The sequence below is a fragment of the Roseobacter sp. HKCCD6576-2 genome (assembly GCF_013179285.1).
Taxonomy (GTDB): Bacteria; Pseudomonadota; Alphaproteobacteria; order Rhodobacterales; family Rhodobacteraceae; genus Rhodophyticola; species Rhodophyticola oceani.
Window position 1 is genome coordinate 497557 of record NZ_WVNW01000002.1, and the last position, 18995, is coordinate 516551.

Here is an 18995-nt window from a genome sequence, read left to right on the forward strand (position 1 = left end):
AGGTGCGCCCTATATGGCTGTCTTTCTGCGTTGGCTGGTCCGCCTGGTCACATTTGCCGTCGTCATCGCGGTATTGGCGGTCTCGCTTGCGGGGTGGATGGCATCGCGCAGCTTGCCGGATTATGACGCCAATTGGACCGTGCCCGGGATCACCGCGCCGGTTGAAATCGTGCGCGCCAACGCGAATGTCCCCCATGTCTTTGGCCGCACGGATGCCGATGTCTATTACGGGCTCGGCTTTGCCCATGCGCAAGACCGTCTCTGGCAAATGCTGATGACCCGCCGGACGGCGCAGGGGCGTCTGTCGGAGTTGTTTGGCACGCGCACATTAGAAATCGATGAGTTGTTACGTCGACTTGACCTCTATGGGCATTCTACACGCTCTGTTGCCGCCCAAACGCCCGAGACCATCGCCGCGCTGGAGGCCTATGCCGCCGGGGTGAACGCCTGGCTGGAACTGGTGGGGCAAGAGGCGCTTGGCCGAGGCGCACCGGAGTTGTTTCTTTTTGCGCCCGAAATCGCGCCCTGGCAGCCCGCTGACAGTATTGCGATCACCAGCATGATGGCTTTGCAACTTGCTGGCCACCATGAGGAGGAAGTGCTGCGCGCCCGCGCCTCTTTGGCCTTGGACGACCCGGCCCGACTGGCCGACTTGATGCCAGACGTTCCCGGCGCGGGCATTGCTGCCCTGCCCGAATATGCCGCCCTCTTTGATGTGCCAATGCCGCGACATGCCGCCAACACGTCGGCACCGCGCGATCCGCTGCATCCGAACCCGGGCCGGGGGCTTGCCGGTGCCTCAAATGCTTGGGCCGCAGCCCCGGGACGCTCTGCCGCCGGTGCTGCGCTTTTGGCCAATGATCCACATCTGGGCCTGACCGCCCCAACGATTTGGTATCTGGCGCGGCTGGAGCTGTCGACAGGCGGGGTGATCGGGGCCAGCATTCCGGGCATGCCCGTCATACTTGCCGGCCGCACGGACCAGTTGGGATGGGGCATCACCTCGTCCTACATGGATGATATCGACCTCTTCGTTGAACAGGTGAACCCGAACAATCCGGAGCAGTACCTCACGCCGGATGGATGGGCCGATTTTGAGACCCGGCGGACCATCATCGAGGTGGCAGACAGCGCGCCGGTGACGATCACCCTGCGCTGGACGGAGAACGGCCCGGTGATCCCGGGCAATCATTGGAATATCGGGACTGTCACGCCACCGGGCCATGTGATGAGCATGGCTTGGACCGCGCTTAGCGATCAAAACACGTCGATCCAGACCGGCCTGGAACTGATGCGGGCAAGCTCGGTCGACGAGGCGCTGGCCGCGGGCGAGGCCTTTGTTGCCCCGTCGCAAAACCTCACCGTGGTGGATACTGACGGAAATATCGCGCTGCAAACCATCGGTCATATGCCCTGGCGCTTGACGCAGCATCAAAGCCAAGGCCGCATCCCCGCGCCTGGCTGGATCGCTGAAAACCGCTGGCAAGGCGTGACGCAATATTTCGCCAATCCGCATTTTGTGAACCCTGAAGGCGGGATCGTCGGCAACACCAATAACAAGGTTATCGATCGGGAGTTTCCGCTCCATGTCTCCCACAGTTGGGGAGACACACAGCGTGTGACCCGCTGGCAAAGCCTGATGCAAAACCGGCAGGTTCATACGCGAGACAGCTTCATCGAGGCGCAGCTGGATACGGTCTCTGCGGCAGCACGGAACATCCTGCCACTTGTCGCCCGGGACCTGTGGTTTTCTGGCGAAACAGCCCCTGAGGGAACACCGGAGCGGCGGCGGCAGCGGGCGTTGCAACTGCTGGCGGAGTGGAATGGCGAAATGAACGAACATCTGCCCGAGCCGCTGATCTACGCCGCCTGGATGCGCGAGTTGCAACAACGGCTGATCCGCGACGATATTGGGCCGCTGGCCAATGAGTTCCTGAAGATCGAACCGCTTTTCATCGAACGAATCTTCCGCGATGTGGATGGTGCCGCAATCTGGTGCGACGTGCGCCCTTCGACGGCGGTTGAAACCTGTACCGACATCGCTCGCCTGGCGCTCGATGACGCGCTGCAATGGCTTGAAGAGCGCTATGGCGCGGGGGTGGAAAGCTGGCGGTGGGGCGCGGCACATCAGGCGCAGCACGACCATCAGGTTTTAGGCGATACGGCCCTCTTCTCCTGGGTCGTCAATATCCGCCAACCCACCTCCGGCGGCGACTTCACCCTCCAACGCGCCGCGACGCCAGGCACCCTGCCCGACCCTTTCCTGAACACCCATTCCGCGGGCTATCGCGGCGTCTATGACTTCGCCGATCCCGACAGCTCCGTCTTTGTCATCGCCACCGGCCAATCCGGCCACCCGCTCAGCCCGTATTACGATGATTTGGGCGAGCTCTGGCGACGCGGCGAATACATCCCGATGTCGCTTGATCCGGACTTAGCAAGAGCAGGGAATGTCGGCGTCACCGTTTTGACGCCTCGTTGAAATTGCGGAGTCTGCTAGATGTGGACGGAGAAGAGATTGGGATTACGGTCCAAGTTAAACCTAACTCGGCTGATCGCCCCGTTCGCGACGGTTTATGTTGGCCCAAAGGCCTCTGACGGATCACATGCGGTCGACAAAGTCCCGCACCTTTCGCCAGTAGCTTCGCCCGACAGGCACTTCCTCGCCAGATGATAGGACGATAACCCGTGCACCTTGCCGTGTGCGATACTCCCGGATCGCCGAGCGTGACACCCACCACGACCGATGGACACGGACGCCGAAATCTCCGAGCGCCCCGGATGCCTCGCCAATCGATCCGCGCAGCAATGTCTCGCCAAGTTTGGTCTCTGCGCGCAGGTAGTGGTCTTGCGCCTGAAGCAGAATAAGGTCTGGCCCAAGGTCCGGCGGAAGACAGTCCAACCAGGCCGGCCGAGATGGGGCAGCGACGTCTCTTCTGACGTGAGTGTTCCGTTCCGGGATCACCTCAAACAGGTAGCTGACCGCCAAGGAGATCACGGCAACGTAAGGTAGCAACCGGATGAACTCCGCAAAAAAAGGATCCGCGAGCAAGACGGCGTGCAAACCCGCAAGCCACGCCGCCACCAAGACACTCGCGGCAAGTGCCCCCAACCCGACACTCAGCGGCGCAGAGACACTCAAGGTCTCACACCAAGTTGTCACCGCAATAGACGTCAGAAGGCCGATCCAGTAGCTGGTGATTACGACGACCGCCCAGTAGGTCAGACGCAAAGATACCGGCATTGTCGTGTAGGTCCCGAATGGACCGGTGAGCCCGGCGACGACAGCGGCACAGGCAAGCCCCGCCCAAAGCAGCCGGTTTCGCGCTTCCGCCCGCGCTTCCGCGAGCGTCTCGCCGAGCAAAGTGTCATTCGCGACAAAGCTCATGTCGTTGGCGCCAAACCCGTTTTGCCCCGTTTTCAGGAAGGCTACCACAGTGCGGAAAAGGTTCAACGCTAAGGGAGGCGTATATGCGTCATGCCATCAGAGTCTGTCTTGGAGCGCGTTTCGCGCCCTTCTGCGCCATCGCAGCCGACACCAATTGGCGTCGGACGTAAAGATCCAAGCTTTGGCCATCCCCGCGCCAGCGACCTTTCACGATCAATCCAGGAGACCTCCCAATGCCCACACCCTATCTCTATCTCGTCGCGTCCGTTATTGCAGAGACGATTGGCTATTCCGCTCTCAACGCAAGTGCCCAATTCTCGAAGCTATGGCCCTCCCTTATCGTGATCGTAGGTCTGGGCAGTTCCTTCTATTTTCTGACACTTGCGTTGAAATACATGCCCTTGGGCATCACCTACGCCGCTGCCTCCGGCCTAGGGGTCGTCTTCGTGGCTGCCGCTGGGGTGTTGGTTTTTGGCCAGAAACTCGATTTGGCGGCGATGGTCGGCCTTGCGTTCATCATTTCTGGCATCGTCATTATCAACGCACTCTCGGATTTCGCCCTTCATTAGCGGGTCGACCCATTCGTTTTACCTTGTGTGCACATCCGAGGAGCACGGCGCAGCCAACAGTCCGTCGCCAAACATAGACCTGCCCGCGTTGGGCATAGAGCTGCAGTTAGCTGACAGTCTGTCCAATGTCCGGCTTATGCACTTGGCGTTGAGAAGAGTGCAGTATTCAGAGTCTCACCATTGAAGCAAGAGAGTTTTTGATTTGTCCGCCATCACAGTCTCACTATTAGAGACCCGATAAGGCTTACTCTCTGCCCAATGGTTCCCGAATGAACGACCTCCACAAACTGTTCCCCAAGATTATGTCGATGCCCACCATCATATCTGGGCACCGGACAGCCGCGGTGATGTGATTGGCTATCGCTGGCTCCGCGAAATTGGTGCCCCAAAGCCGTTCGGCGATCCAACACCTATCCAGCGGGATTATCTCATTGATAAGTTTCTAGGCGAAGCCGCGCTCGCGCCATGCGCGTCCGTTCATGTGCAGACCGATGGTGCCCTGCCTGATCCTGTTGCCGAGACCGCCTGGGTCCAAGCCGAAGCGGATCGCGTCGGCCATCAGGTCGCGATTGTCGGGTTGGTCGACCTTAGCCGCGACGACGCGCCCAAGCAGTTGGACCGACACTTGGCGCATGCCAGCTTTCGTGGTGTTCGGCAGATCGTCGCCCGCTTGGAAAACCGGCCGGACCTGAGTTTTGCATCAAGAGGCTTTCTCGATGAGAAGCAATGGATTAATGGGCTACGTGCAGTTGCCGATCGAGATCTCGCCTTTGATATGCAGATCTATCCCGAACAGGCAAAACAGGCGTTGGATGTGCTCGCAAGCTTGCCAGATCTGACCGTCATTCTTGATCACGCAGGGTGCCCGTACGATGCGTCACCTGAGGGTCAGTTACGGTGGCGTCAAGCGGTCAGAGCCTGGGCCAGACGACCAAAGACATATGTGAAACTGTCCGGTTGGGGCATGTATGATATGAGTTGGACTGGCGACAGCATCTCACCGATCTTACGCGCCCTTTTTGAGGAGTTTGGCCCGGAGCGCGTCATGTGGGGCAGCAACTATCCGGTCGAAAAACTGGCCCGTAGCTATCCCGACATGCTGTTTGAGATCGCCGCGCGCGTTAGAAAAACCGAGCGTGACTGGGTATTTAAACAATCTGCAGCAAAGGCTTACGGGCTAAACCTCACCTAACCGAGCGCATATCCTGCGCCACGAACGGTGCGGATCGGATCCTCGCTGCCGGTGCTGCGCAATGCCTTCCTTAGACGTCCCACATGCACATCGACCGTCCGGCTGTCGACATAGATGTCTCGCCCCCAGACCCGATCAAGCAACTGTTCCCGACTCCAGACCCGTCCGGGGCGCTCCATGAACGCCGTCAGCAAACGGAATTCGGTGGGACCGAGGCTAAGCGACTCCCCTGCCCTGTAGACCCTGTGTTCGGTCATATCGAGCAGGATGTCGTCATACTCCAATCGCTCACCCACAGCAGCCGGTCGGATGCGGCGGAGCTGCGTCCGAAGCCGCGCCAGGAGTTCGGCTACGGAATAAGGTTTCACCACATAGTCATCAGCGCCTGTTTCCAGCCCCCGGACCTTATCGACCTCTTCCGAGCGCGCAGAGAGCATGATCACCGGAATACGGTTGGTCTCGGTCCCGTTTTTCAACTGACGGCAGACCTCGATACCCGAGACATGCGGCAGCATCCAATCCAGAATGATAACATCTGGCGGGGTTTCCCGGACGACAACCAGGGCCTCGTCCCCGGCCTCGGCCGTGACCACCTGAAACCCTTCAGCACGGATATTGTAGGCTAGAACCTCGCGCTGCGCAGGTTCGTCCTCCACCACCAGAACCAATGGCTCGCCTGCCATGACTTAGCCCTCGCGACCTTGTTCATACGGTGTCCGGTCTTGTTTCGGACGATCCTCGTCGGGCATCTCGCCGGTGACCAGATAGATCACCTGCTCGCAAATCGAGGTCACATGGTCGCCCATGCGCTCGATGTTTTTGGCCATGAAATGCAAATGCATACAGGTGGTGATGTTGCGCGGGTCTTCCATCATGAAGGTCAGATATTCGCGGAACAGCGCCGAATACATCTGATCGACCTCCAAGTCGCGCTCACGCACATCGGCGGCGAGATCGGCATCGCGCTGGATATAGGCATCAAGCGCGTCTTTCAGCATCAGTTCGACCGCGCGCGCCATCCGTTTCAACGCTGTCGCCGTACCCTCGATCGGCTGCATCTGGTTCACAACCGAGGTGCGTTTGGCGATGTTTTTGGAATAATCGCCGATCCGCTCCAGATTGGCCGAGACACGGAAGACGCTGAGCACGGTCCGCAGGTCCGACGCGATGGGCTGGCGTTGGGCCAGAATCCGCGCCGCCTCTTCATTGACTTGCTCTTCGAGCGCGTCGATCGCTTTGTCCCCTGCCCTGACCACTTGTGCCAAGTCCTCGTCACGTGTCTCCAACGCTTGTGCGGCGTTGACGATGCTTTCCTCAACCAAGCCGCCCATCTTCATGATCATCGCCTGGATTCCTTCCAGGTCACGATCAAAAGATGCTACAATATGTTCTTGATTTGCCATGATAAAATGCCGTCCTCTTAGCCAATACGGCCCGTAATGTAGCTTTCCGTGCGCGGATCATCGGGATTGGTGAAGATGTGGCCCGTCTCGCCAAATTCGACCAGTTCACCCAAATGGAAAAACGCGGTCTTCTGGCTCACCCGTGCGGCTTGCTGCATCGAGTGAGTCACGATCACGACCGAAAATCGGCTCCGCAACTCGTCGATCAACTCTTCGACCTGGGCTGTCGCGATCGGGTCGAGCGCCGAGCAGGGCTCATCCATCAACAACACTTCGGGGTTCGTGGCCACAGCGCGCGCAATGCAAAGACGTTGCTGCTGCCCGCCCGAAAGCCCGGTGCCGGGCTGATCCAAGCGGTCCTTCGCCTCTTCCCACAGCGCCGCGCGGCGCAGGGATTTCTCGACAATCTCGTCAAGCGCGGCTTTGTCTTTCGCCAGCCCGTGAATGCGCGGCCCATAGGCCACATTGTCATAGATCGACTTCGGGAACGGGTTTGGCTTCTGAAACACCATGCCAACCTTGGCGCGGAGCTGCACCGGGTCCACCTTGGGGTCATAAATGTCCTCGCCATCGAGCTTGATCTCACCGGTCACGCGCGCCACGTCAATCGTGTCATTCATCCGGTTCAGACAGCGCAGGAAGGTGGATTTACCGCAACCCGAGGGACCGATGAAGGCCGTCACGGTGTTGTCGACAATATCCACATCGACCGCCTTGATCGCGTGGGTCTCGCCATAGAAAACATCCACGCCGCGCGCCGCGATTTTTAGCTCATTGGTGTCCACGTTGCGCTCCACTGCTCGCATATCATTCATATGTGCGTCCTCCATAGCGCGCTTCTTACCAACGACGCTCAAACCGGCGGCGCAGAAGCACGGCCACCGCATTCATGAAAATCAGGAACACAAGCAACACGATGATTGCGCCAGACGCACGTTCTACAAAGGCAGGGTCCGAGCGTTGTGTCCAGTTATACACCTGCACCGGCAGCGCCGACGCCGGGTCGAAGAAGCCTTCTGGCGGGGCCGACGGGTATTCGCGCACAAAGGCCACCATCCCGATCAGAAGCAGCGGTGCGGTTTCGCCCAAGGCTTGCGCCAACCCAATGATCGTTCCGGTCAGGATCCCCGGCGCAGCCAGCGGCAGGACGTGATGGAAAACCGATTGCATCTTCGACGCGCCCAGCCCCAAGGCAGCCGCGCGGATCGAGGGCGGCACGGCCCGCAAGCTGGCCCGGGTCGCGATGATGATGGTCGGCAACGTCATCAGCGTCAGGACCAGACCGCCCACGATGGGTGCCGATTGCGGCAAGCCCGCGAAGTTGATGAAAATCGCCAGACCCAGGATCCCGAACACAATCGACGGAACCGCCGCCAGGTTCGAGATATTCACCTCGATCAGGTCGGTCACCCGATTTTTCGGCGCGAACTCTTCGAGATAGATCGAGGCCGCGACGCCAATTGGCAGGGCCAACACCAACACCACGATCATCATATAGAACGAGCCCAAGATCGCGACGCCCAGACCGGCAGCTTCGGGGCGTTGCCCGGAGGCATCCGGCGCGGTGATGAAGTTCCAGTTGAAGCGGGTTTCAATCGCGCCCGCGTCAACCATTGCATCGGCCAGCATAAGCTGTCCCGGTGAGACATTCCGATCCCGCTCGGCGCTGTCCATCGTCACGCGGCCTTTGAAATAGCCATCAATCCGGCCACGAGCGAGGAGTTCAAGCGTCACGGTCTCGCCAATGATCTCCGGGTTGGCGAGGACCATGGCGCGCAATTGCGCCGGCGCCTCTTCGGAGATCATCGCCGCCATTTCGCGCGGGCCAAGGTCGGTTTCAATGCCCAACTCGGCCACGTGATCTACGAAAGCCTGACCTAGAAGCGGGGCATAGCCAAAGGTCGTGACTCGGGCCATCTCCGCAGGGTCACGATTGCCGGCCGGGTCGAGCCGTTCGGCAACCAATTCCACGGGGAAAGTGATGAAGGTCTGCCGGAAGGAACTCAGACCGTTCGACAAAATCGAGGTCAGCAGCAGGATCAGAGCCAGAATCCCAACAATGACCGCCGCCATACCATAAGCACGGAACCGGGCCTCGGCGCGGTTGCGGCGCTTGGTACGGTCATCGGTTGCAAGAAGCGAGCTTTTGACCCGGCGCGGTTCTGCGGTTGCGTCGGTCATTCGTACTGCTCCCGATATTTGCGCACGATGTAAAGCGCCAGAACGTTGAGCCCGAGGGTGATGACAAAGAGCGTCAGACCAAGGGCGAAGGCGACCAGCGCCTCTGGGCTGGAGAAATCCGTGTCGCCGGTCAACTGGCCGACGATCTTCACAGTCACGGTGGTCATCGCCTCAAACGGGTTCAGGTCGAGTTTGGCCGCGGCCCCTGCCCCAAGGACGACGATCATTGTCTCACCGATGGCGCGGGACGCAGCCAAGAGCACTGCGCCGACAATGCCGGGCAAAGCGGCGGGCAGGATCACTTGCTTCACGGTTTCCGATTGCGTCGCGCCCAGGCCATAAGACCCATCGCGCAAGCTTTGCGGCACAGCATTGATGATGTCATCCGACAGCGAGGAGACAAATGGGATCAGCATGATGCCCATCACGATCCCGGCGGTCATCACCGAGGAGGAGGAACTGCCCAACCCAAGCGGTTCCGCGAAATAGTCGCGCAGCATCGGCCCGACCGTGATCAGCGCGAAAAGCCCGTAAACGATGGTTGGGATACCGGCGAGGATTTCAATCAGTGGTTTGGCGATTGAGCGGACCTTCGGCCCGGCATATTCCGCCATGTAGATCGCTGCGAAAAGCCCGATCGGCACCGCGACCAAGAGCGCGATGAAAGAGACATAGAGCGTGCCCCAGAGCAGCGGGATTAGGCCAAGCTCGGACCCGCCTTCGAAGCTCGGTCGCCATTCCAGGCCAAAGAAGAAGTCCTGCCAGGGATAGAGTTCGAAGAAATTGAAGGTCTCGAACAGCATCGAAAACACGATGCCGATGGTCGTCATGATCGCGATGGTCGAGGCCAGGATCAAAATCGAGAGCACGGCGCGTTCGACCATGTTGCGCGCCCGAAACTCCTGATGCGTCCGCACATAGGCATAGGCCAGACCAAGGGCCGCGAGGATGAGCACGGCGGCCGTCATCATCACATTGCCCGTCGTGTTCAGCGACCGGTACCGTTGCGCGGCGCGCAAGACATCGGCGGTCACCTCGCCCCCAAGCGCCACGCCAACAGCGCCAAGACGGGCGCGCACATCGGTGAATTCTGCGCGGATCGACTGCGCTTCGTCTTCGGTAAGCGCGCCCTGCTCCACCGCGACGTCCAGACCCTCGGCCACGCGCCGCACATCGGACATCACCAGGCTGCGCGAGCCGGCTTCCTCGATCGCGGTCTCCGAGATCATCGACGTCACCTGCCGCTCGATCACCATCGGCTGCAAGATGAGCCAAATGGACAGAACCAGAAGCGCGGGCACAATGGTGAAGATGGACACATTGGTCCCGTAGTAATTCGGCAGCGAATGCAGGATGCGGCTGTCGCCTCCGGCGCTGGCTAGCGCCCGTTGACGACCCATCACATAGCCCACAGCGCCGAATACCAGCACGATCACGAAGATCCAAAGCAGAGGCATGGAGGTCTGGCTTTCTAAGTCAGAAAGAAAGAAGTGGCGGGGCCGTCATAACGACCGCCCCGCCGAGAGCAAGCTCTGCTTACATGGTTTCTTCGTTTTCGATCATGGACTGGGTGTCGGCCAGCTCCGGATCGGCCACGAGGCCATAGGCTGCCAGCGGGCCGAAGGGGCCAGCGATGTCATCGGAGACGAAGAAAGAAGCGTATTCTTTCAGGCCCGGGATCACACCGATATGCGCGGCTTTGATGTAGAAGAACAGCGGACGCGAGACCGGGTATTCACCCGTTGCGATGCTTTCCACGGTCGGCGTGATGCCAGACATGGTGGCAACCTGCAGCGTGTCGGTGTTGTTCTGGTAGAAGGCCAGACCAAAGACGCCGATGCCTTCCGGGTTGGCCGAGATGCGGGCCAGGGTCTCGGTGTAGTCACCGTCGATGTCGACCGACACGCCATCGGCGCGCAGCTCGAGGCAAGCCTCTTCGGCGGCATCTTCATCCATGCCCATGCCCATCATGGCTTCCATGGCACCGGTGTCTTCGCAGCCCTGAAGGATCACGTTCTCTTCAAAGACTTCACGCGTGCCGTGGCGGGTGCCGGGGATGTAGGCCGCGATGTCCTGATCGGGAAGGCCGTCACGGACCTGCGCCCAGGAGCTGTTCGGGTTGGAGACCATGGCACCATCAACGGGGAGCTCGGCGGCCAGGGCCAGGTACCAATCGGACGGGGTGAACTCAAACGAGTTGCCGTTGATGTCGGACGCAAACACGATGCCGTCATAGCCGAAGCGCACTTCGATGATGTCGGTCACGCCGTTTTCGGCGCAGGTTGCGACTTCGCTGTCGCGGATCGAACGCGAGGCGTTGGCGATGTCGATGGTGTTTTCGCCCACGCCTTCGCAGAACCGGCGCAGACCGGTCGAAGAGCCACCGGATTCGACAACAGGGGTCGGGAATTCGAAGTTTTCACCGAACGCTTCGGCCACAATCGCAGCATAGGGTAGCACGGTCGAGGACCCGGCGACCTGCACGTTGTCGCGGCTTTGAGCAGCAACGGCAGTGGCCGAAACGGCGGCAACGGCCAGCGCGGATACGGTCAATTTAGCGAAAGACATGTAAGGAGACTCCCATAGAGTTTGTAAATCGTCTCGAACGCGCAGACATCACGCGCTCTCAACCCGCGAGCTATCGAGATGACGCAATGCTTTTGTGACAGGTTCGTAACAGTTTTATGACAGTGACGGATGTCGACCGATCAGACATTCACCGGACCTTAAGGATTCCCTCTGGCGACGACCAATTAACCCTTTGGTAAGAGGACCGAAAACGTGCTCCCCTGCCCCAGTTCGCTGGAAATCCGCAACCGCCCGCGATGGCGATTGACGATGTGTTTCACAATCGCGAGGCCAAGCCCGGTGCCGCCCATGGCCCGGCTGCGATGCGTATCGACCCGATAGAATCGCTCGGTCAGGCGTGGCAGGTGAAGCGGATCGATCCCGTCGCCCTGATCCACCACATCGACGCGAACCACAGGGCCCTTCAAAGATCCTGTGCCGGTCTCTTCACTGACCCGGAGCACCACAGGCCGGTCAGCTCCGGCATATTTGAGCGCATTTTCAGTGAGGTTCAGGAAAACCTGCGTCAGTTGATCGGAATCGCCGGTCACCATCACGGGCGCCTCTGCGCCCTCGATCTCAATCCGATTGCCGGTCTCCTCCGCCACTTGACGGAGAGAAGCGATGGTGCTGGCCAGAATGTCCGACAGATTCACGGTCTCCGACGGGCGCATCCGTTCCTGACCCTCGACCCGGCTGAGCGAAAGAAGATCGGAGATCATCCGATTCATCCGCCGGGCTTCATCCTCCATGATGCCAAGGAAACGCTCCTGCGCCTCTGGGTCATCGCGAGCCGGGCCTTTTAAGGTTTCGATGAAGCCCAGTATTGCCGTCAGCGGTGTGCGCAACTCATGGCTCACATTGGCGACGAAGTCGCGGCGCATCTCCTCGGCCTCGCGCAGATGCGTGATGTCTTGGAAATGCAGCAAAACGTCATCATAGCCTGTGACGTCCTGGCTAAGCGGTCGGATCGTGATGCGAAACACCGTCTCACCGGCCTGATCGGTTTGAACGAAGCGGGCCTCGCCATTTTCGCGCGTGGCGTAGGCGGCTTCGATCCGACTTAACAATGCAGGTTGTCTAAGCGCGGTCACATAATTCCGGCCAATGATCCAGTCCCCGAGAAGCTCCGTCGCCGGGGCGTTTCCAGCCCGGATCAGCCCTGCCGCATCCAACAGCAACATCGGTTCCGGAACCGCCTCCAGCAGGCTACCGATGACAATATCGGGCATGGCTCAGGCCTTTCAGAACTCAAAATAATTCGTGTCGTCGCGATAGCGACTTTTGCGAAGCTCCACAATGGCGCGACGTCATTGCGAGCTTTTACGCGCATATATCAGAAAATCGCGCCCCACCCCTTTTCAAGTGCAAGGAAACCGTTAGATTGCTTTCATCTGCAACCGTGACAACGGAGCGGCCTGTTTCGAAAGAGCAGACGCAGATCGAACATAAGGACATGCTTCGGCATGCGAGGCACATGATGGACGGCCCGATGGATCAGCGCGCATTGCGCCACGAGGCCAGGGATGCACGTGATGGTCAGGTGCGTTCTGTCCTGGCTGTTGCCTTGAGTGCCAATGTCATCGACCTGTTGCCGCGCCATGTGTTGGAGCCAAACTCCATCGTCCAGCGCGTCTCCTATGAGATGTTGGGCAATGTCACGCTAATCGGCACCCATGCCCCGTTGCTGATCCTGTCACCGCTCGTGACGCCCATGTTCGATGCGCTCGATATGGCGCAGTTCTTGACCGAGTCCGGGTATCGCGGGCGCTATCTGGCGCTCGTCGACAAATTGCCAAGCGCCAATCTGATCCGGCGGGAAGTCGCTGCGCAGTCGCCCGATTTGAATTTCGATATGATCGTGCTCGACGGCTCGTCACCGCTGCACTCGCTTTAGACGGCGGCCAAAGCCTGGCTGAAATCAGCCTTCAGCAACTCAATCTCTTCGATCCCCACCGACACGCGGAAAAACCCTTCGGTCATGCCAAGGGCCGCGCGCGCTTCTGGTGTCAAGGCCCGGTGCGAGGAACTGGCCGGATGAGACACCGTTGTACCCACATCCCCAAGCGTGGGCGCAAAGGCCAGTTGCGGCACCGCCTCGATCATCCGGTTCGCCTCGGCCCGACCGCCTTTGATGACGAAACTCACCATATTGCCGTCGCGCCCGCCAAGCAGCGCTTGTGCCCGGGCAAAGTCTGGGTGATCCGACCGGCCCGGATAGAGCACGGTTTCGACACCTGGCAGCGTTGCCAGATGATCGGCCAGCGCGCGCGCATTGGCCTCGGCACAGTCGAAGCGCAGTGGGAAAGTATAGAGGCCCCGCTCGGCCAGCCAACATTCATAGGGGCTCGGCGTCAGACCTGTTGTGACCGCAAAGTCATAGATCGCTTTCTGATGCACCGGGTCCTTCGCAACCGCATATCCGAGGGTCACATCGGAGTGTCCGGCCAAAAGCTTGGTCACGGAATGAATCACCACATCCGCGCCATGGTCGAAGGGCCGGTAGCCGAACGGCGTTGTGAAGGTGTTGTCGACAACCAAGAGGAGGCCATGTTTCCGGGCCAGCGCGGCGATCCCCTCCATATCCGCCACGCGCAGCGTCGGATTCGAGACAACCTCCACCAGGATCATCTTGGTTTCGGGAGTGATCGCCGCTTCAAACGCGGCCGCATCGGTCGGGTCGGCCAGCCCCGTCGTAATGCCGAAGCGCGGCAGGTCTTGGCTCATCAGCCGGAGCGAACGGCCATAAAGCTGATCGCCTCCCAAGACATGATCGCCCGCTTTCAGAAGCCCCATCAGAACCGCCGTGACCGCCGCCATGCCGGAGCCGGTGATCAAGCCACCCGTCGCGCCCTCAAGCATATCGATCTTGCTGGCGAGCACTTCCGCATTGGGATGCCCCTCACGGGCATAGGTATAGCCCTTCGTCGTACCTTCATATTGCGCATCGAGCGCATCCGGCGAGGGCGAGGCATAGACCACCGATTGCTGCAAAGGCGTGACCACCGCCCGGCTGACGCTTTCAGGAAACGCCGTCCGGCGCACAAGGGTTTCCGGGCGGCTATTGGGGCGGTCAGTCATGGTAAATCTCACAGAATTAACCGCGACGGCGCGCCGCCGCGGATGTCGGTCAGTGGGGAACGGGCAGCGTTACGGCCGCACCGTTCCGTCACCGGTTACAAGATATTTGAACGAGGTCAATTGCTCGGCGCCCACTGGCCCGCGCGCATGCATCTTACCCGTGGCGATCCCAATCTCCGCGCCCATGCCGAACTCCCCGCCATCGGCGAATTGAGTCGAGGCGTTATGCATCAGGATCGCGCTATCGAGCCGGGTGAAGAACCGCATCGCCGCCGCGTCATCCTCCGTGATAATCGCATCAGTGTGGTTCGAGCCATAATCACGGATATGCGCAATCGCGCCGTCGATATCGTCCACCACTTTCGCGGCGATCACCATATCAAGAAACTCGCGCCCGAAATCATCGCCCTCAGCGGCAACCGTTCCGTCGATCTTGGCCAAGGTCGCATCGGCGCGCACTTCGACGCCCGCATCGATCAACGCTTTGATCACCCCCTGCCCGATCGTCTCGACCACATCACGATGGATCAAGAGGCACTCGGCGGCGCCACAAATCCCCGTGCGCCGGGTCTTGGCGTTCAAGGTGACTTTCAACGCCTTCTCCGGGTCGGCGGCGGCGTCGATATAGATATGGCAAATGCCTTCGAGATGGGCAAAGACCGGCACCCGCGCCTCGCGCTGCACCAACCCTACCAGGCCCTTGCCGCCTCGCGGGACAATCACATCGACGGTCTCGGTCATCGTCAGGAGTTCTTGCACAGCCGCCCGGTCGCGGGTTGGCACGCGCTGCACCGCGTCTTCGGGCAGCCCGGCAGCGCGAAGCCCGTCTTTTAGACAGTCCACCAGCAGCCCGGAGGAATGAAAGCTCTCGGACCCGCCACGCAAAATCACGGCGTTGCCCGATTTCAGGCAAAGCGCGCCCGCATCCGCCGTCACATTCGGGCGGCTTTCATAGATCACGCCGATTACGCCAAGCGGCGTGCGGACGCGCTTGATATGTAGCCCACTTTCCATGTCCCATTCGGTGATGGTCTGGCCCACAGGGTCGACCTGCCCCGCCACGGCGCGGAGGCCGGTCACGATGCTTTGCACCCGGTCTTCGTCCAACATCAGCCGGTCGAGCATCGCGGCGCTCAGGCCCTTCTCACTGCCGAACGCCATGTCTTTTTCATTCGCGGCAATGATCTCGGCGCGGCGCGCCCAAACCGCATCCGCCGCCGCGTTCAGTGCCGCCTCTTTCGCCTCTGGTCGCGCAAAAGCCAGGTCTGCAGCAGCTGCTTTCGCGCGCTGGCCAATCTCGGCCATCAAGGCGGGGATATTATCGGTCAGGTCTTTCATAGCGAACCTCATGACGGGTCTGAGCGGTTAGGATAGGCGGAATTGGTCGCAGGGGAAAGAGAGCGGATCAGAGCACCATATCGTCGCGATGCACCAGAGCCGCGCGGCCCGGATAGCCCAAGATCGGTTCAATCTCGCGGCTATGATGCCCCGCAATCGCGCGCGCCTCTTCAGCGGTATAGCGCGCCAAGCCAAGCCCAAGGCGGGACCCATCCGGGCCATCCAGCTCCACCGGATCGCCCCGTTTGAAGCTGCCCGTGACGCTGGTGATCCCGGCGGGCAACAGCGATTTGCCCCGGCCCAGAGCCGCAACAGCCCCAGCATCGAGCGTCAGTGCACCTTTCGGCTTCATCGCCGCGATCCAGCGTTTCCGCGCGGTTTGCGGGTCGAGCGTGGCGGTGAACCAAGTGGCATTGCCGCCTTGCTCCAGCGCGTTCAGCGGGCGCGCAACCGAGCCTTCGGTGATCGCCATCGCGCAGCCCGCCACCGTTGCGGTTTTCGCCGCCATCAGCTTGGTCTTCATACCACCTTTGGACAGGCCCGAACCCGCATCGCCCGCCATCGCCTCGATCTCGGGCGTGATCGCCTCGATCAAGTCGAACCGCTTGGCTGACGGGTCTTCGCCTGGATTGGCGGAATAGAACCCGTCCACATCGCTGAGCAACACCAGTTGATCGGCGCCTGCCATCACGGCCACATTCGCGGCCAGCCGGTCATTGTCGCCATAGCGGATTTCGTCGGTCGCAATCGTGTCATTCTCATTCACAATTGGCACCACACCGAGGCTCAGCAGCGCGCCAAGCGTCGCCCGCGTGTTGAGATAGCGCCGCCGATCGCCGCTATCGTCCAAGGTGAGCAGAATTTGCGCCGTGGTGATCTCATGCGGCGCCAGCGCCTCCTCATAGGCGCGCGCGAGCCGGATTTGCCCGACCGCGGCCGCGCCTTGCGCCTGCTCCAATGACAAAGCGCCCTCGCCCAGGCTCAATGCCCCGCGACCAAGCGCAATCGACCCGGACGAGACCAAGATCACATCCGCACCCCGCGCCTTGATCCGCGCCACATCTTCGGCCAAGGCCTTCAGCCAATCGGCTCTCAGCGCACCGCTGACCCGGTCGACCAGAAGCGCCGAGCCGATTTTCACCACCAGGCGCTTGGCCTGGGTCAGGTCGGGGGTCAGGGGCGCCACGGTCCGGGGTCCTCAGTTTCGGCACGCAACCTCAGGCGGTCCGCATCGACCTGCGCCCGCACGGTCCGCAGCACATCGACTAGGCCGGTGCGGGCGACACCAGACATCTCCATCACCGGTCCGGCGACGGCTTCCAGAGCGGCGCGTTTCTCGGCCAGGTCCTCATCACTCAGCGCGTCGATCTTGTTCAGGGCCGTCACCCTCGGCTTCAATGCAAGATCGCCGCCATATTCTTCCAACTCATGGATGATGGTGCGGTAATCCCCCGCCACATCCTCGGCCGTGCCATCAACCAGGTGCAGCAGCACCGAGCAACGCTCCACATGGCCCAAGAACTGGTCGCCCAGCCCCCGGCCCTCATGCGCGCCCTCGATCAGACCGGGGATATCGGCCACGACAAATTCGGCATTGTCGACGCCGACAACCCCGAGATTGGGGTGCAGCGTGGTGAATGGATAATCGGCGATTTTGGGCCGCGCGTTCGACGTCGCGGCCAGAAAAGTGGATTTGCCCGCATTGGGCAGCCCCAAGAGGCCAACATCCGCAATCAGCTTCAACCGGAGCCAGATTGTACGCTCCACTCCCTCAAGCCCGGGATTGGCCCGGCGCGGGGCCTGGTTGGTGGAGGATTTGAAATGCAGGTTGCCAAAACCACCATTGCCGCCCTTGGCCAGCAGCACCCGCTGCCCCACCTCAGTTATGTCGGCAATCACCGTCTCTTCATCATCTTCTAGGATCTCGGTGCCAACCGGCACGCGCAGCACGATATCATCGCCGTCTTTGCCGGTCCGCTGCTTGCCCATACCGGGCTGGCCGTTCTTGGCGAAAAAATGCTGCTGGTAACGGAAATCGATGAGCGTGTTCAGTCCATCCACGGCTTCGGCCCAGACATCGCCGCCGCGCCCGCCATCCCCGCCATCGGGCCCGCCATATTCGATGTATTTCTCCCGCCGGAAGGACACAGCCCCGCCGCCACCGCCGCCAGAACGGATATAGACTTTGGCTAGATCGAGGAATTTCATCGGCTCAGGCTCCGGGCGCGGGTCGCGCGGCCCCTGCGATAGAGAGGTTTGGGCCGGGGCTCAAGTCATCCCCGACCCAGATGTGCTCTATTGCAGCTTTTTCAGGTAGGTCCAGGTTGCCACCTTGGCGCCGCGCGCGACGGAAAACGCCTCTGCATCGCCCAGATAATCGAACCCGGCATTGGTCAGAACGCGTGCACTGGCCGGGTTGTCCTGAAAGACGCTGCCAAAAACCGTGGTGTTGCCCAAGGGGTTTGCCGCGACGAGGGCGGCAACCGCTTCTGAGGCGAGGCCTGTGTTCCACATGCCTGGCGCAATCCAATAGCCGATCTCGGACTGGTTGCGATCCATCTGCTTGAGGGAGATCACCCCCAACAGCTCGGAGCCGCCATCTTCGGAGGCATCCATCACCCAAACATGCTCCGTCCGCTCCGCGTCCAACGCGCTCGTAATAAACAGCTCGACGGTCCCGGGCGGCAGCGGATGTGGGATCGAGGAGGTCATATCGGCGACCCGACGATCCGAGGCATACATTGTCATCAGGCCCGCATCGGATTTGCGGATCGGGCGCAGCACAAAACGCGGCGTGTCGATCACGGCCTGCGCGATGATGGTTTCTTGTCTCATGCCTGTTCCTCCTCCGAAACAGATCCCCTTATGTTTCTCCTGCCTCCCTTCTCAGGTGGCGATCGATGGGGGCGGTCGCAAGGGTCTCCCACTTGCAGTAACCAAATAATGAAAAAGGGGCCGGCGTTTCCGCCGACCCCCCAAATTTTCTATAAGGTTCGACGTTACTCAGCGGCCTCGGCAGCTGGCATGACGGAAATGAAGGTACGACCTTTGAAGCCCTTGGCAAAGGTGACATGGCCCTGTTCGGTCGCAAAGATTGTGTGGTCTTTGCCCATGCCCACGCCCTCACCCGGCCACCATTTGGTGCCGCGCTGACGCACGATGATATTGCCGGGGATCACAAGTTCCCCACCGAATTTCTTGACGCCCAACCGGCGTCCGGCAGAATCGCGCCCGTTGCGCGAGGAGCCACCTGCTTTTTTATGTGCCATGTGTCT

The 18995-nt window shown here is 60.6% G+C and carries 18 protein-coding genes; 4 read left to right on the forward strand and 14 right to left on the reverse strand.

Annotated features, from left to right (window positions below; all coding sequences use genetic code 11):
* Positions 1-13: 13 nt before the first annotated feature.
* The gene (locus tag GTF44_RS09505) at positions 14-2482 is read left to right on the forward strand and encodes a penicillin acylase family protein (RefSeq protein ID WP_171559706.1); all 2469 of its coding nucleotides are present in this window, start codon (positions 14-16) and stop codon (positions 2480-2482) included.
* A gap of 120 nt (positions 2483-2602) precedes the next feature.
* On the opposite strand, the gene GTF44_RS09510 is transcribed toward GTF44_RS09505, so the two are convergent.
* Positions 2603-3388, reverse strand: a complete 786-nt coding sequence (locus GTF44_RS09510) for a LytTR family DNA-binding domain-containing protein (RefSeq protein WP_171559707.1) — start codon at positions 3386-3388, stop codon at positions 2603-2605.
* A 233-nt stretch (positions 3389-3621) separates the two neighbouring features.
* Between GTF44_RS09510 and GTF44_RS09515 the strand changes: the two genes are divergently transcribed.
* On the forward strand, positions 3622-3957 hold the full coding sequence (locus tag GTF44_RS09515) for a multidrug efflux SMR transporter (RefSeq protein ID WP_171559708.1): 336 nt from the start codon (positions 3622-3624) through the stop codon (positions 3955-3957).
* 349 nt (positions 3958-4306) lie between these two features.
* Positions 4307-5149: an amidohydrolase gene (locus GTF44_RS09520; protein ID WP_367383375.1), complete on the forward strand. Its 843-nt coding sequence runs from the start codon at positions 4307-4309 to the stop codon at positions 5147-5149.
* Here GTF44_RS09520 and phoB read toward each other — a convergent pair.
* The 7 genes from phoB to GTF44_RS09555 form a co-directional block, all read right to left on the reverse strand.
* Positions 5146-5832, reverse strand: coding sequence for a phosphate regulon transcriptional regulator PhoB (phoB, locus tag GTF44_RS09525; RefSeq protein ID WP_145208876.1), 687 nt, complete (start codon positions 5830-5832; stop codon positions 5146-5148). The two genes, GTF44_RS09520 and phoB, sit on opposite strands and share 4 nt — an antisense overlap.
* A gap of 3 nt (positions 5833-5835) precedes the next feature.
* Positions 5836-6552, reverse strand: coding sequence for a phosphate signaling complex protein PhoU (gene phoU, locus GTF44_RS09530; protein ID WP_171559709.1), 717 nt, complete (start codon positions 6550-6552; stop codon positions 5836-5838).
* Positions 6553-6569: 17 nt separating this feature from the next.
* Entirely contained in the window at positions 6570-7367 is a 798-nt protein-coding gene (gene pstB, locus GTF44_RS09535; protein ID WP_171559710.1) for a phosphate ABC transporter ATP-binding protein PstB, read from the reverse strand.
* A gap of 25 nt (positions 7368-7392) precedes the next feature.
* Positions 7393-8733: a phosphate ABC transporter permease PstA gene (pstA, locus tag GTF44_RS09540; protein WP_171559712.1), complete on the reverse strand. Its 1341-nt coding sequence runs from the start codon at positions 8731-8733 to the stop codon at positions 7393-7395.
* Positions 8730-10190 (reverse strand): phosphate ABC transporter permease subunit PstC, encoded by a 1461-nt coding sequence (pstC, locus tag GTF44_RS09545; protein WP_171559713.1) that lies wholly within the window; start codon positions 10188-10190, stop codon positions 8730-8732. Before pstC ends, pstA begins: the two co-directional genes overlap by 4 nt.
* Before the next feature lie 79 nt (positions 10191-10269).
* A complete protein-coding gene (locus GTF44_RS09550) occupies positions 10270-11301 on the reverse strand; it encodes a substrate-binding domain-containing protein (protein ID WP_171559715.1) in 1032 nt (343 codons plus the stop codon).
* Between the two features lie 185 nt (positions 11302-11486).
* Positions 11487-12533, reverse strand: coding sequence for an ATP-binding protein (locus tag GTF44_RS09555; RefSeq protein WP_171559717.1), 1047 nt, complete (start codon positions 12531-12533; stop codon positions 11487-11489).
* Positions 12534-12793: 260 nt separating this feature from the next.
* Here GTF44_RS09555 and GTF44_RS09560 point away from each other — a divergent pair, with 260 nt between their 5' ends.
* Positions 12794-13198 (forward strand): hypothetical protein, encoded by a 405-nt coding sequence (locus tag GTF44_RS09560; RefSeq protein ID WP_171559719.1) that lies wholly within the window; start codon positions 12794-12796, stop codon positions 13196-13198.
* Here GTF44_RS09560 and GTF44_RS09565 read toward each other — a convergent pair.
* From GTF44_RS09565 to rpmA, 6 genes are all read right to left on the reverse strand, one after another.
* Entirely contained in the window at positions 13195-14382 is a 1188-nt protein-coding gene (locus tag GTF44_RS09565) for a PLP-dependent aspartate aminotransferase family protein (RefSeq protein WP_171559720.1), read from the reverse strand. The genes GTF44_RS09560 and GTF44_RS09565 overlap by 4 nt on opposite strands.
* Positions 14383-14451: 69 nt before the next feature.
* Positions 14452-15720: a glutamate-5-semialdehyde dehydrogenase gene (locus GTF44_RS09570; protein ID WP_171559722.1), complete on the reverse strand. Its 1269-nt coding sequence runs from the start codon at positions 15718-15720 to the stop codon at positions 14452-14454.
* A gap of 67 nt (positions 15721-15787) precedes the next feature.
* Complete coding sequence (proB, locus tag GTF44_RS09575; RefSeq protein WP_171559724.1) at positions 15788-16906, reverse strand: glutamate 5-kinase; 1119 nt, start codon at positions 16904-16906, stop codon at positions 15788-15790.
* Positions 16894-17928 (reverse strand): GTPase ObgE, encoded by a 1035-nt coding sequence (gene obgE / locus GTF44_RS09580; protein WP_171559727.1) that lies wholly within the window; start codon positions 17926-17928, stop codon positions 16894-16896. Before obgE ends, proB begins: the two co-directional genes overlap by 13 nt.
* 87 nt (positions 17929-18015) lie before the next feature.
* Positions 18016-18555: a GNAT family N-acetyltransferase gene (locus tag GTF44_RS09585; protein WP_171559730.1), complete on the reverse strand. Its 540-nt coding sequence runs from the start codon at positions 18553-18555 to the stop codon at positions 18016-18018.
* Between the two features lie 164 nt (positions 18556-18719).
* Positions 18720-18989, reverse strand: coding sequence for a 50S ribosomal protein L27 (rpmA, locus tag GTF44_RS09590; RefSeq protein ID WP_145208850.1), 270 nt, complete (start codon positions 18987-18989; stop codon positions 18720-18722).
* Positions 18990-18995: the final 6 nt, after the last annotated feature.